This is a genomic window from Burkholderia sp. BCC1988 (assembly GCF_905339895.1).
Lineage (GTDB): Bacteria > Pseudomonadota > Gammaproteobacteria > Burkholderiales > Burkholderiaceae > Burkholderia.
Genome location: NZ_CAJPHA010000026.1, coordinates 44,435 through 59,110 on the forward strand (window position 1 = coordinate 44,435; position 14,676 = coordinate 59,110).

Below are 14,676 nucleotides of genomic sequence, written 5' to 3' on the forward strand. Positions count from 1 at the left end.
CCACGCTCGCCATCGTTCGCGGGAGGCCGCATGAGATTCGCCAAAGTCCTCGTCGCGAACCGCGGCGAAATCGCGTGCCGCGTGATCCGCACGCTGAAGCGGCTCGGCATCGCGTCGGTCGCGATCTATTCGGACGCCGATCGCGACGCGCGTCACGTGGCGCTCGCTGACGAAGCCGTGCGGGTCGGGCCGGCGCCTGCGGCCGACAGCTACCTGAACGTCGCGGCGATCCTCGCCGCCGCGCGCGAGACCGGCGCGCAGGCCGTGCATCCCGGCTACGGCTTCCTGTCCGAGCATGCGGGCTTCGCCGATGCATGCGAAGCGGCGGGCCTGCGCTTCATCGGCCCGCGCGGCGATCACATGCGCGCGTTCGGCCTCAAGCACACCGCGCGCGCGCTCGCCGCCGCACAGGGCGTCGCGCTGCTGCCGGGCACGGGCCTGCTCGACGACGTGGCGACGGCGCTCGCCGAAGCCGGCGCGATCGGCTATCCGGTGATGCTGAAAAGCACCGCCGGCGGCGGCGGGATCGGCATGTCGCTCTGCCGCGATGCCGCGCAGCTCGAGGCAGCGTTCGAATCCGTCGTGCGGCTCGGCAACGCGAACTTCGCGCATGCGGGCGTCTATCTCGAGAAGTTCGTCGAACACGCGCGGCACATCGAAGTGCAGATCTTCGGCGACGGCCGGGGCGGCGCGATCGCGCTCGGCGAACGCGATTGCTCGGTGCAGCGCCGCAACCAGAAGGTGATCGAGGAAACGCCCGCGCCGGACCTGACCGATGCCGAGCGCGACGCGCTGCACGCGAGCGCGGTGCGGCTCGCCCGCGCGGTCGGCTACGCATCGGCCGGCACCGTCGAATTCGTGTTCGACGCGAACGCGCGCCAGTTCTATTTCCTCGAGGTGAATACGCGCCTGCAGGTCGAGCATTGCGTGACCGAAGCGGTGACTGGCGTCGATCTCGTCGAATGGATGATCCTGCAGGCCGAAGGCGACCTGCCGCCGCTCGACACGCTCGCCGTCGCGCCGCGCGGCGCGAGCATCCAGGTGCGGCTGTATGCGGAGGATCCGCACAAGCAGTTCCTGCCGAGCGCCGGCCTGCTCACGCACGTCGCGTTTCCGGACGACGTGCGCGTCGACGGCTGGATCGAGGCGGGCACCGAGATCAGCGCGCATTACGACCCGCTGCTCGCGAAACTGATCGTGCGCGGCGATACGCGGCGCGACGCGCTGGCCGCATTGCAGGCCGCGCTCGCGCGTACCGAGCTGTACGGGATCGAGACGAACCTCGACTACCTGCGCGCGATCGCCGGCTCGGACACGTTCGCGCGCGGCGCGCCGACGACGGCATTCCTGTCGCGCTTCGCGTTCGCGCCGCACACGATCGACGTGCTCGACGGCGGCGTGCAGACCACCGTGCAGCAGGCCCCCGGGCGCGTCGGCTACTGGAGCGTCGGCGTGCCGCCGTCCGGGCCGATGGACGATCGCGCGTTCGACCTCGCGAACGCGCTGCTCGGCAACGCGCGCGACGCGGCCGGGCTGGAATTCACGATGGTCGGCGCGACGCTGCGCTTCAACACGGCGACGCTGTTCGTGCTCGGCGGCGCGCCGCTCGCGGCCACGCTCGACGGCGAGCACGCGCCGTTCTGGCAGGTGCTGCGCGCGCGGCCCGGCGCGGTGCTCAAGCTCGGCGGCGTGACCGGCGCGGGCGTGCGCGCCTGCCTGGCCGTGAAGGGCGGGCTGCAGGTGCCCGACTATCTCGGCAGCAAGGCGACCTTCACGCTCGGCCAGTTCGGCGGTCACGCGGGGCGCGCGCTGCGCAAGGGCGACGTGCTGCATCTGCACGCGGACGCGGGGCGCGGCGACGCGGGCGCGACGCTGGCCGCGGCCGAGGTTCCCGCGCTGACGCACGCATGGACGCTCGGCGTGCTCGACGGTCCGCACGGCGCGCCGGATTTCTTCACGCCCGACGACATCGCGATGCTCTACGGCACGCAGTGGACGGTCCATTACAACTCCAGCCGCACCGGCGTGCGGCTGATCGGCCCGAAGCCGCAATGGGCGCGGGTGGACGGCGGCGAGGCGGGCCTGCATCCGTCGAACATCCACGACAACGCGTATGCGATCGGTGCGGTCGATTTCACCGGCGACATGCCGGTGATCCTCGGCCCCGACGGCCCGAGCCTGGGCGGCTTCGTGTGCCCGGTGACGGTCGTGCGCGACGAGTTGTGGAAGCTCGGGCAGTTGCGGCCGGGCGACACCGTGCAGTTCGTGCGCGCCCGCGTGTCGCCCGCGCCTGCCGCCGCCGCGGTCGTGCCTGCGGCTTGCGCCGGCGCGCCGGACGATTGCGTGCTGCATCGCGATCCGGCGGCCGGCGGCGGCATCGGCGTGGTGTACCGGCGCTCCGGCGATCGCAACGTGCTGGTCGAATACGGGCCGCTCGTGCTCGACCTGAACCTGCGCTTTCGCGTGCATGCGCTGATGTGCTGGCTCGACGCGCACCGGCTGCCCGGCATGCTCGACCTGACGCCGGGGATTCGTTCGCTGCAGGTGCAGTTCGACGCGCGGACGCTGCCGCTCGCCACGCTGCTCGCGCATCTGCAGGCCGCGGAGCGCGAACTGCCCGACGTGGCCGACATGCGCGTGCCGAATCGCATCGTGCATCTGCCGCTGTCGTGGGACGACCCGTCGACGCGCATCGCGATCGAGCGCTACATGCAGTCGGTGCGGCCCGATGCGCCGTGGTGCCCGAGCAATATCGAGTTCATCCGGCGCATCAACGGGCTGGCGAGCATCGACGACGTCAAGCGCATCGTGTTCGACGCGCGCTATCTGGTGATGGGGCTCGGCGACGTCTATCTCGGCGCGCCGGTCGCGACGCCGATCGATCCGCGGCACCGGCTGGTGACCACGAAGTACAACCCCGCGCGCACCTGGACGCCGGAGAACGCGGTCGGCATCGGCGGCGCGTATCTGTGCGTGTACGGGATGGAAGGGCCCGGCGGCTACCAGTTCGTCGGCCGGACCGTGCAGATGTGGAACCGCCACCGCACCACGCGCGAATTCGAGGCCGGCAAGCCGTGGCTGCTGCGCTTCTTCGACGAGATCCGCTTCTACGAAGTCAGCGAAGCCGAGCTGACCGCACTGCGCGCGGATTTCATCGCGGGCCGCGCGGCGCTGAGGATCGAGGAATCCGTGTTCGATCTGGGCGCATACAACCGCTTCCTGCGCGACGAGGCGGATTCGATCGCGACGTTCAAGGCCGCGCAGCAAACCGCGTTCGAAGCCGAGCGCGAGCGATGGCGGGCGGCCGGGCAGGCGGAATACGTCGGTGAAGCGGAGCCGGGCGACGGGCAGGCGGCGCGCGCGGCGGGCGCGCTCGACGACACGCAGCGGGCGATTGCCGCGGACGTGTCGGGCAGCGTGTGGAAGGTGCTGGTCGAAGCCGGCGAGCGCGTGACCGAAGGACAGGTCGTCGCGATCGTCGAGTCGATGAAGATGGAGGTGGCGGTGACGGCAACGGAAGACGGCACGATCGAGACGATCGATTGCGCGCCGGGCGCGGCGGTGGTGGCCGGCCAGCGGTTGATGGTGATGAAGGCGGGCGCTGCCGAGGAGGTCGCATGAACACGACGGAACGCTCCCTCCTGCCCGGGCTGCGCTCGATTGCCGCGCTGCGCGCGCGCTATGAAGCGGGCGACCTGACGCCGCATGCGCTCGTCGACGCGATCGCCGCGCATTTGGACACGGGCGACCCGCATCACGCGTGGATCCGGCCGCTGTCGCGCGCGGAGATGACGCGGTATGCCGACGCGCTCGCCGGGCGCGACATCGCGACGCTGCCGCTGTACGGCGTGCCGTTCGCGATCAAGGACAACATCGACCTCGCGGGCATCCCGACGACGGCGGCCTGTCCGGCTTATGCGTACACGCCCGCACGCAGCGCGCCCGTCGTCGAGCGGCTGATCGCGGCCGGCGCGATTCCCGTCGGCAAGACCAATCTCGACCAGTTCGCGACCGGGCTCTCGGGGCAGCGCTCGCCTTACGGCGCGTGCCGCAATGCGCTCGATCCGCGCTATGCGTCGGGCGGGTCGAGTTCCGGGTCGGCGGTGGCGGTCGCGCTCGGCGTCGCGACCTTCTCGCTCGGCACCGATACGGCCGGCTCCGGGCGCGTGCCGGCCGCGTTCCACGGCCTCGTCGGGCTCAAGCCGACCCGCGGCGTGGTGAGTACGCTCGGTGTCGTGCCGGCGTGCCGCTCGCTCGATTGCGTGTCGGTGTTCGCGCACTCGCCGGCCGATGCGCGGGCCGTGTTCGACGCCGCGCATGGCGTGACCGAAGGCGATCCGTACGGGCGCGCGTGGCAGCCGATGCCGGGCGCCAACGGACTGCGCGCGCATCCGGGGCGGCCGCTCGCGCAGTTGCGCTTCGGCGTGCCGCGTGCCGATCAGCTCGAGTTCTTCGGCGACGAATCGTATCGCGCGGCGTGGGGCGTGGCGCTCGAACGCCTGCGCGCGACCGGCGCGCGGGTCGTCGAGATCGACTTCGGCCCGTTCCTGGCCGCCGCGCGGCTGCTGTACGAAGGCCCGTGGGTGGCCGAGCGGCTCGCCGCGATCGGCGCATTCGCCGCGCGGGAACCCGATGCGCTGCATCCGGTGATCCGCGAGATCGTCGGCGGTGCGTCGCGTTTCAGCGCGGCCGATGCGTTCGCGGCATTCGACCGGCTCGCGACGCTGCGCGTCGAGGCCGATCGCGCATGGGGCGGGCTCGATGCGATCGTGATGCCGACCTCGGCGACGACCGCGACCGTCGACGCGCTCGAAGCCGACCCGATCGGCGTTAATTCGCGCTTCGGCTACTACACGAATTTCGTCAACCTGCTCGACCTGTCGGCGATCGCGGTGCCGGCTGGCACGTGCGAAAGCGGACGGCATGCGGGCTTGCCGTTCGGGATCACGTTCGTCGGCCGCGCGCACGACGATGCGCGGCTGCTGGATCTCGCGCAGGCGTGGGTCGGCGGCGCTGTCGCGGGCGGCGATGCGGGCGTCGGCGATGCGGTTGTCGGCGATGCCGGGGCGCCAGCGCCGGCGGCGCCTGCGCCCGGTGCGTCGTCCGATGTGTCGTCTGGCGCATCGTCCGATGTGTCGTCCGGCGTGTCGTCCAACGCGTCGTTCAACGTGTCGTTCAACGCGTCGTCCGGTGTCGTGCGCGTGGCCGTCGTCGGCGCGCATCTGCGTGGCGAGCCGCTGAACGGGCAGCTCACGGATCGGGGCGCGCGTTTCGTCGCCGCGACGACGACGGCCGCTGCCTATCGCCTCTACGCGCTGTCCGCGGCGGCCAGCGGCGGCGTCGCCAAGCCGGGCCTCGTGCGCGTGCCGGACGGTGGCGCGCCGATCGCGGTCGAGATCTGGGAGATGCCGGTCGACGCGTACGGCAGCTTCGTCGCCGGGATTGCGGCGCCGCTCGGCATCGGCACGCTGACGCTCGCGGACGGCTCGTGGGTGCAGGGTTTCCTGTGCGAAAGCGCGGCGCTCGACGATGCGCAGGACATCACGCGCTTCGGCGGCTGGCGGGCCTACCGCGCCCAGGCCGCCAACGGCGCATTGCAATGAACGCCCGGTCGCGCGTGGCCCTTGGGTGGCGCGCGACCGGCACCCGCAACGATACGGAGATTCCCATGTCAATGACCCGCAACACGACCGGCTGGCTGGCCGTGCGCCGCGAACTGACGACGCGCGGCAAATGGACGCTCGGCCTCGCGTCGTTCCTGCTGCCGTGCGCCGTCTGGTGCCTGATCAGCTATGTGCCGTTCGTCTGGCATCCGCAGATGCGCATCACGAATCCCGGGAGCGTCGACTATTTCCAGGCCGGCATGCAGATCGACCGCGACGTGTTCGACGACGAGCTCGCACATGCGCGTGCGACGCACGCGGCCGTGCCCGAAGGCGTGCGCGCGAACCCGGTCTACCTGCCCGCGCCGCACCAGGTGCTGCGCGCGTTCTACACGGCATTCACGACGCCGCCCGCATCGCGCGACGGCGTGTGGCTGCACGAGAGCCTGTGGCACAGCATCCGGATCATCTTCTGGGGCTTCGTGATCTCGTCCGCGATCGGCGTGCCGCTCGGCATCGTCTGCGGCACCTTCAGTGCGCTCGCGCGGCTGCAGGAGCCGTTCCTCGAGTTCTTCCGCTACCTGCCGGCGCCGGCGTTCGGCGCGCTGATGGTCGCGATTCTCGGCATCTACGACGCGCCGAAGATCGCGATCATCGTGATCGGCACGCTGTTCCAGCAGGTGCTGATCGTCGCGAACACGACGCGCAAGCTCGAATACGGGTTGTTCGAGGCCGCGATGACGCTCGGCACGAAGAAGCTGAAGCTGCTCACGCACGTCGTGATTCCGGGCGTGCTGCCGGACCTGTATCGCGACCAGCGGATCCTGCTCGGCTGGGCGTGGACCTACCTGATCGTCGCCGAACTCGTCGGCACGAGTTCGGGCATCACGTGGTACATCAGCCAGCAGGCCCGCTACCAGCATTTCGACAACGTATACGCGGCGATCCTGATGATCGGGATCATCGGCCTCGGCACCGACATCGTGCTCGGGCTGCTCGGCCGCAAGCTGTTTCCGTGGGATCGCACGCTGAAGGCGTGACACCCGTCGACGCGCATCCATCGACCGATTTTCGCAGAGGGCATCATGCAGAATCCGCAAGCCGTTCCCGATTACCTGATTCAATCCGACGCGGTGCGCGAGCGCTTCGCGCGGCTGAAAACCCGCGACGTGATTCTCGACGTGCGCCATGTCGGCAAGCGTTTCGCGACGCCGCAGGGCGAGTGCGTCGCGCTCGACGACATCAGTTTCCGCACGCACCGGCGCGAGTTCGTGTGCGTGATCGGCCCGTCCGGCTGCGGCAAGTCGACGTTGATCCGCATCCTGGCCGGGCTCGACGCGCAGACGAGCGGCGAGGTGCTGCTGGACGGCAAGCCCGTGCAGGGGCCGGGCGCCGACCGCGGGATGGTGTTCCAGGGCTATACGCTGTTTCCGTGGCTCACCGTGAAGAAGAACGTGATGTTCGGCCTGCGCATGAACGGCAGCAGCAGCGGCGAGGCCGAGCGCGAGGCGCTGCAGTGGCTCGATCTCGTCGGGCTGACGCGTTTCGCCGACGTGTATCCGCACCAGTTGTCGGGCGGGATGAAGCAGCGCGTGGCGATTGCCCGCGCGCTCGCGAACCGCCCGCGGATCCTGCTGATGGACGAGCCGTTCGGCGCGCTCGACGCGCAGACGCGTGCGCGGATGCAGACCCACCTGCTCGACATCTGGCGCAATATCGACGTGACGATCCTGTTCATCACGCACGACCTCGACGAGGCGATCTTCCTGGCGGACCGGATTCTGGTGCTGAAGGCGAACCCGGGTGGCGTGCAGGAACTGATCGAGGTGCCGGTGCCGCGACCGCGCGATTATGCGCAGGTCAATACGCCCGAGTTCATTGCAACGAAGGCGCGGCTCGAAGCGCTGATCCATCCGAAGGAAGCGGTGGCCGCGGACGACGAAGGCGTCAAGCCGCACATGATCCGGATGACGGACGTCGCGGACAATGTCGAGTAGCGGGGAGGCCGGGTGCGCGTGCGCGCCCGGGATCTCGTACCGGGCGTGATCCGTGCGACTGCATGACGGGATCCCGGCCACGCACGAGTGCGAACATTTGTCGTCAGTTGTTTTGCTGCGGATTTTTTCTTGATCTCTCACGGTGGAATGCGAGATGAAATAATGCCGTTACACGTGTGGTTCGGTAATGGCGAAGTCGGACGCGATTCGCGCAAGTCTTTTTGTTTCTGTTTTTGCGTGAAATGCGAGATTCAATTCACATATATGCGCATCAAGGTCGCGCGTTCGTCCCGGAAAATGGTGGCGTTAATAAAAATATTATTGAAACGCTGAAATACTCCTTGTTGGGTCTGCGCCCCGCCTGACGCGTGCTTGCCGCATTTGAACCGCGCTCCCGCGTATCCGGCGACCCGGATGCGCCGATTTTGCAGTATTGAAAATCATGTGAAATATCGATTCAATCCGGAATATTGTTTTCGCAAATTGAGGTCCTTATAAAAAATAATCGAGAACTGTCAGCATTTACAGGTTCATTGGATTAACCGCTCGATGTAAATTCGAGTCGCGGGACAAATTGATGTTTTCAAGGTTTCGTGCGAATCGATCACCCGATCGGTGATCGAAGGTCGCATGGAACGGTGTCCACGCACCGGCAACCCATCTACCTGAACGGGAGCTTCTATGTCACGCGTTACCGATGTGCTCGTCTCGATCGATACCGAAACCATTCTCCAGAAATATCCGAATCCCAGCCGGGATCCGAAAAACCCGACGCTGATCGACTGGAAGCACGTCTACATGGTCACGAACCAGGACAACGTCGTGTCCGGGCAGGCGGGCGGCGAACTCGACCTGAAAGCCCAGGTGGGCGACCTGATCCGATGGCGTGAAACGAGCCTGTCGCTGGGCTTCGAGAAGCAGGTCGTGTTCTACGGCTTCATCGCCAACCAGGGCCGCGACCTGATTTCGACGCCGACGCCGCGCAAGGCCACCGCATCGATCCCGATTCCGAACCCGAGCTCGCCGTCGACGCCGACCTGCCAGAAGGTGGACAACTACTACTGGTCGTCGGAAACGCTGTCGGAAGGCCGCGTCACCTACCACTTCTACTTCCAGATCATCGACCGCAATTGCCAGTCGCTGGGTTGCTATCAGTGGGACCCGTTCATCTCGATCCACAACTGATCTCGGCAGGCGGGCGGCCGCGCGACGGTCGCCCGCGTCATTGTCCCGTTCCGGAGGAAGCGCCATGCCTGGTCTTCGTTGCGACGTGCTTGCGATCGTCGATGCCGTCACGCTGCTGTCGGCCTATCCCGATGCGAGCCGGAACGCCGATGCGCCGACCGTGATCGACGGCCGGCACATCTATGTGGTGAGCCCCGGCGACACCGGGCCGCTCGGCCGCAACGACAGCCGGCTCTTTGCCGGCCTGTCGCCGGGCGACCAACTCCGCCTGCGCGAAACGGCGCTGGCGCTGCGTGCCGAAGTGAGCGTCCTGTTCATCCGGTTCGCCTTGCGGGACGCCGGCATCGTCGCGCCGATCGAAGCGCAGGTGCGCGACGCCGCGACGCCGGTGCCGTCCGACGACGACCTGCTCCATCCGCAGTGCCGGCCGATGCCGGACCATTACTGGCGCAGCGACGTGCTGGCTGCGGGCGCCACCACGTGCACGGCCGATTTCGCCGTGCTCGACCGTGGCGGTGCGGTGTCCGGCTACTTCCGCTGGGAGACGTCGATCGAGATCGAGGGCGGCCGCGCGGATTCGTAGCAGCCCGATTGCAAGCCGTCGCCGGACCGCGACGGCAACGTCAACCTTGCGTCCGATACCGGCTTCGGGCGATCTTCTGCGCGAATGCCGATTTCAGGAAGGATGCCGAACCGTTTGGCTCACGGGCCGCTCGCGTTTTCATCGGCAGCCGGCCCGCCCGAATCAGTTTCGTTCCCGTTCGAGCCAGCGTCGTTGCGAGACGTGACCGCCCGAGCGCGCCGCGCCCGTCGCGGGCCGGGTTCCCCGCATTTGCCGCCCCCTGATCCAATCCGGAATTTGTCTAGTCATCCTTGCGATTGGATCGTACGAGATGCACCAAACGCGTGCCTGAATTCCCCACGAAGAGGCACGTCAGAGCCCCGAAATTAGGGGATTTCCCGCGTTTACCCGGTTTTTTTTGATCGCTGCTTGTCGCGCTGTTTTTCTTCTTGCATGCTTGTATAGACAAATTCCTGAGGCGGCTTGCTGCAGCACCGAAGGGATGACGAACCTCAACGCAAGGAGAAATCTCGTGAACGGCAAGCGGATCAAGTGGGCAATCAAGACGATCGGTGTCATCGCGGCTGCGGCGGCAACGCTCGGCGCACCGGCGCAGGCGAAGGAATGGAAGACGGTGACGGTCGCGCTCGAAGGCGGCTACGCACCGTGGAACCTCACGCTGCCGGGCGGCAAGCTGGGCGGTTTCGAACCGGAGCTGCTCGCCAACGTGTGCGAGCGGATCAAGGTGCAGTGCAACATGGTCGCGCAGGACTGGGACGGGATGATTCCCGGCCTGCAGGCCGGCAAGTTCGACATCCTGATGGATGCGATTTCCATCACGCCGGAGCGCGAAAAGATCCTGCTGTTCTCGCGTCCGTATGCGGCGACGCCCGCGACGTTCGCCGTCACCGACACCAAGATCCTGCCGAAGGCCGCGCCCGGCGCGCCGATGGTCAAGCTGACGGGTGACGCGAACGCGGACAAGCCCACCGTCGATGCGCTGCGCAAGCAGCTGAAGGGCAAGACGATCGGCATCCAGTCGGGCACCGTCTATACGAAATTCATCAACGACAGCTTCAAGGACATCGCGTCGATTCGCGTGTACAAGACTTCGCCCGAACGCGACCTCGACCTCGTCGCCGGGCGCATCGATGCGTCGTTCGACGACGTCACGTACTACGCGGCGAACAACACGAAGAAGGACACCGCGTCGATCGTGCTCGCGGGGCCGAAGCTCGGCGGGCCGATCTGGGGGCCGGGCGAAGGGCTCGCGTTCCGCAAGCAGGATGCCGACCTGAAGACGAAGTTCGATACGGCGATCGGCGCGGCACTCGCGGACGGCACGGTGAAGAAGCTGGCTGACAAGTGGTTCAAGACCGACGTCACGCCGTAAGCATGCCGCCGCCGCGCGAGCGACCCGAACGACGCGCGGCGGCAGGCATCCTGACGATTCACTCAACGCTTGCCGGGAGGCACGCATGGCGATTCTCGAAATGCTCGGCTTCGGAACCGAAGGCTGGGGCGGTGTGCTGCTGCTCGCCGCACTGATGACGGTCGCGCTGACGCTTGCCGCGCTCGCGGTCGGCGCGGTGATCGGCGCGGCGATCGCGGCGGCGAAGCTGTCGCGCTACCGCAGCGCCCGCCTGCTCGGCGACCTGTACACGACGGTATTTCGCGGCGTGCCCGAACTGCTCGTCATCTATCTGTTCTACTTCGGCGGCTCGACGCTCGTCACGGCCGTCGGCCAGTGGTTAGGCGCGGAAGGCTTCATCGGCGTGCCGCCGTTCGTGATCGGCGCGCTCGCGGTCGGCATGATCTCGGGCGCCTACCAGGCGGAGGTGTATCGCGCGGCGGTGCTCGCGGTGTCGAAGGGCGAGCTCGAAGCCGCGCGCGCGATCGGCATGCCGCGCAGCATGGTGCTGCGGCGCATCCTGGTTCCGCAGGTGCTGCGCTTCGCGCTGCCCGGGATCGGCAACGTGTGGCAGCTGAGCCTCAAGGACTCGGCACTGATCTCGGTCACCGGGCTCGCCGAGCTGTTGCGCACGAGCCAGATCGCCGCCAACTCGACCCACCAGTACTTCGTGTTCTTCGTCGCGGGCGGGGCGTTGTATCTGCTGATGACGGGCGTGTCGAACCGCGTGTTCAACCGCGCGGAAGCGATCGTCGGCCGGTCGTTCCGACGCAATTTCGCGCGCAACTGACGGAGAACGTGCATGTCCCTCGATTTCGCTTTTCTCTTCGATACGCTGCGCCAGCTGCTCGCGGCCGTACCGACCACGCTCGGCCTGTTCTTCGCCTCGCTCGTGCTCGGCGGCCTGCTGTCGCTCGTGATCGTCACGATGCGCGTGTCGCCGCGCTGGCTGCCGAACCGCTTCGCGCGTGCCTACATCCTCGTGTTTCGCGGCTCGCCGCTGCTGATCCAGATGTTCCTCGTGTATTACGGGCTCGGCCAGTTCGGCGTGATCCGCGAAAGCTTCATGTGGCCGCTGCTGCGCGAGCCGTACGTCTGCGCGGTGCTGTCGCTCGCGCTGTGCACGGCGGGCTACACGGCCGAGATCCTGCGCAGCGGGCTGATGGCCGTGCCGGTCGGGCAGATCGAGGCCGGCTATTCGATCGGCCTGTCGGGCTTCGCGCTGCTGCGGCGCGTGATCGGCCCGATCGCGTTGCGCCAGTGCCTGCCCGCGTATTCGACCGAAGCGGTGCTGCTCGTCAAGTCGACCGCGCTGGCGAGCCTCGTCACGGTATGGGAAGTGACGGGCGTCGCGCAGCAGATCATCCAGCAAACCTATCGGACGACCGAGGTGTTCGTCTGCGCTGCCGTGATCTATCTGGGCCTGAACTTCATCGTCGTGCGCCTGCTCGGCGCGCTCGAATGGCGGCTTTCCGGGCACCTGCGTGCGCCGAAGCCCACCGGTGCGCCCGCCGCGGCGACGCGCAATCCTCAACGCGTCGCGCCCTGAGCGTCCCCGTCCTTTCCAGGAGAATCCGATGAACACCGCTGCTCCCGTTGCGCTGTCGGTCAAGAACATCCACAAGTCGTTCGGCGACCATCATGTGCTGAAGGGCATTTCGCTCGACGCGCATGAGGGCGACGTCATCTCGATCCTCGGCGCGAGCGGCTCGGGCAAGAGCACGTTCCTGCGCTGCCTGAACCTGCTCGAGACACCCGACGACGGCTCCGTCGCGCTCGCCGGGGAAACGCTCGCGATGAAGCGTGCGCGCGACGGCAAGCTGCATCCGAGCGACCGGCGCCAGGTCGACCGGATCCGCTCCCAGCTCGGCATGGTCTTTCAGAACTTCAACCTGTGGTCCCACATGACGGTGCTCGACAACCTCGTCGAGGGGCCGCTGCGCGTGCAAAAGCGCAGCCGCGCCGAAGCGGTCGAGGAGGCCGAGGCGCTGCTGGCGCGCGTCGGTCTCGCCGACAAGCGCGGCTACTATCCGGCGCACCTGTCGGGCGGCCAGCAGCAGCGCGTCGCGATCGCCCGCGCGCTCGCGATGCATCCGAAAGTGATGCTGTTCGACGAACCGACGTCCGCGCTCGATCCGGAGCTGGTCGGCGAAGTGCTGCGCGTGATGCGCTCGCTGGCGGAAGAGGGGCGCACGATGCTGGTCGTCACGCATGAAATGGGCTTCGCGCGGCACGTGTCGAATCGCGTGCTGTTCCTGCATCAGGGCGAAGTCGACTCGGACGGCACGCCCGACGACCTGTTCGGCGGCCAGTGCTCCGAGCGCTTCCGGCAATTCGTGTCGAGCCACCACGACCGCACCACCAACTGAGGCTGCCATGACCGTATTCCGTGCGGCTCGGCCGCTCGACTGGCGACAGGTTGCGACGGTGGCGGCCGGCGAGCCGCTGGCGCTGGCCGACGAGGCACGCGCGCGCGTCGTTGCCGCGCGCGAACTCGTCGACGAGATCGTCGCGCGCGGGATTCGCGCTTACGGCGTCAATACCGGCGTGGGCGCGCTGTGCGACGTGATCGTGTCGCCGGCACAGCAGAGTACGCTGTCGCGCAACATCCTGATGAGTCACGCGGTCGGTGTCGGCATGCCGCTCGGCGCGGCCGAAACGCGCGCGATCGTCGCGGCCGCGATCAACAATTTCGCGCACGGGCATTCGGGCGTCCATGCCGACGTCGTCGACCAGCTCGTCGCGCTGCTCGAGCACGATTGCCTGCCGGAGGTGCCGGCGCACGGCTCGGTCGGCTATCTGACCCACATGGCGCACGTCGCGCTCGTCTGCATCGGGCACGGCCATGCGCGCCACCGCGGCGAACGCATCGGCGGCGCCGAGGCGCTGCGCCGCATCGGCCGCGAACCGCTCGTGCTCGGTGCGAAGGAAGGGTTGAGCCTGGTCAACGGCACGCCGTGCGTCACGGGGCTCGCCGCGCTCGCGCTGGCCCGCGCGGAACGGCTGCTCGATTGGGCCGACTGGATCGCGGCGGCGAGCTTCGAGAATCTCGGCGGGCAACTCGCCGCGTTCGACCCGGCCTCGCTCGCGTTGCGGATCTCGCCCGGCATCGGGCACGTCGGCGCGCGCTTGCGGACGATGCTGGCCGACAGCCCGATGCTCGCCGCGGCGAGCGGGCGGCATACGCAGGATCCGTTGAGCCTGCGCACGATTCCGCACGTGCACGGCGCGGCGCGCGACGTGTTCGCGGTCACGGCGGACGTCGTCGATCGCGAACTCGCGTCCGTCACCGACAATCCGATCGTCGCCGGTACGCGCGATGCGCCGGCCGTTCATTCGCAGGCGCATGCGGTCGGCGCGGGCATCGCGCTGGCGATGGACAGCCTCGCGGCCGCGATGGCGCAGGTGGCGGCCATCGCCGAGCGGCGGCTGGACCGTCTCGTCAATCCGCTCGTGAGCGGCCTGCCGGCGTTTCTCGCGGCGCCGGGCGGCACGTGTTCGGGCTTCATGATCGCGCAATACACGGCGGTCGCGCTGGTCGCGCAGAATCAGCGGCTCGCGGCGCCGGCGAGCCTCGACGGCGGCATTACGTCGGGGCTGCAGGAAGATCACCTGTGTCATGCGACGCCGGCCGCGCTGAAGGCGCTCGACATCATCGAGAACGCGACGCGCGTGCTCGCGATCGAGCTGCTCGCCGCCGCGCAGGCATACGACTTGCAAGCGAACGAAACCGGGCGGGCCGCGTCGACCGACGCGCTGTGGCGGCACGTGCGCGAACGCGTACCGGCGTATCGCGACGACCGGCCGCTCGCGGACGACATCGCGATCGCGGCCGGCATCGTCGCGGGGGCGCCGCCGCCGTTGCAGTGACGACCGGCCACGACCGGCCACGACGGGCGGATCATCCATTATTCATTC

The 14,676-nt window shown here is 68.1% G+C and carries 11 protein-coding genes; all 11 read left to right on the plus strand.

Annotated features, from left to right (window positions below; genetic code table 11):
- Positions 1-30: 30 nt before the first annotated feature.
- The 11 genes from uca to U4012_RS30125 all read left to right on the plus strand — a co-directional run bounded on the left by uca (position 31) and on the right by U4012_RS30125 (position 14,628).
- The gene (gene uca / locus U4012_RS30075; protein ID WP_321802982.1) at positions 31-3,621 is read left to right on the plus strand and encodes an urea carboxylase; all 3,591 of its coding nucleotides are present in this window, start codon (positions 31-33) and stop codon (positions 3,619-3,621) included.
- Positions 3,618-5,603, plus strand: coding sequence for an allophanate hydrolase (gene atzF, locus U4012_RS30080; protein ID WP_321802984.1), 1,986 nt, complete (start codon positions 3,618-3,620; stop codon positions 5,601-5,603). Before uca ends, atzF begins: the two co-directional genes overlap by 4 nt.
- 65 nt (positions 5,604-5,668) lie before the next feature.
- A complete protein-coding gene (locus U4012_RS30085) occupies positions 5,669-6,643 on the plus strand; it encodes an ABC transporter permease (protein WP_124646497.1) in 975 nt (324 codons plus the stop codon).
- A 45-nt stretch (positions 6,644-6,688) separates the two neighbouring features.
- Positions 6,689-7,600, plus strand: a complete 912-nt coding sequence (locus U4012_RS30090; RefSeq protein WP_257774818.1) for an ABC transporter ATP-binding protein — start codon at positions 6,689-6,691, stop codon at positions 7,598-7,600.
- Between the two features lie 681 nt (positions 7,601-8,281).
- Positions 8,282-8,785: an inclusion body family protein gene (locus U4012_RS30095; RefSeq protein ID WP_124489572.1), complete on the plus strand. Its 504-nt coding sequence runs from the start codon at positions 8,282-8,284 to the stop codon at positions 8,783-8,785.
- 64 nt (positions 8,786-8,849) lie between these two features.
- Positions 8,850-9,368, plus strand: a complete 519-nt coding sequence (locus U4012_RS30100; RefSeq protein WP_321802989.1) for an AidA/PixA family protein — start codon at positions 8,850-8,852, stop codon at positions 9,366-9,368.
- A 511-nt stretch (positions 9,369-9,879) separates the two neighbouring features.
- Positions 9,880-10,740, plus strand: coding sequence for a transporter substrate-binding domain-containing protein (locus tag U4012_RS30105; RefSeq protein ID WP_321803068.1), 861 nt, complete (start codon positions 9,880-9,882; stop codon positions 10,738-10,740).
- Between the two features lie 85 nt (positions 10,741-10,825).
- On the plus strand, positions 10,826-11,548 hold the full coding sequence (locus tag U4012_RS30110) for an ABC transporter permease subunit (RefSeq protein ID WP_321802991.1): 723 nt from the start codon (positions 10,826-10,828) through the stop codon (positions 11,546-11,548).
- A gap of 12 nt (positions 11,549-11,560) precedes the next feature.
- On the plus strand, positions 11,561-12,307 hold the full coding sequence (locus U4012_RS30115; RefSeq protein WP_321802993.1) for an ABC transporter permease subunit: 747 nt from the start codon (positions 11,561-11,563) through the stop codon (positions 12,305-12,307).
- Between the two features lie 28 nt (positions 12,308-12,335).
- Positions 12,336-13,127: an ABC transporter ATP-binding protein gene (locus U4012_RS30120; RefSeq protein ID WP_044845493.1), complete on the plus strand. Its 792-nt coding sequence runs from the start codon at positions 12,336-12,338 to the stop codon at positions 13,125-13,127.
- 7 nt (positions 13,128-13,134) lie between these two features.
- Positions 13,135-14,628, plus strand: a complete 1,494-nt coding sequence (locus U4012_RS30125) for a histidine ammonia-lyase (protein WP_321802995.1) — start codon at positions 13,135-13,137, stop codon at positions 14,626-14,628.
- Positions 14,629-14,676 lie beyond the last annotated feature (48 nt).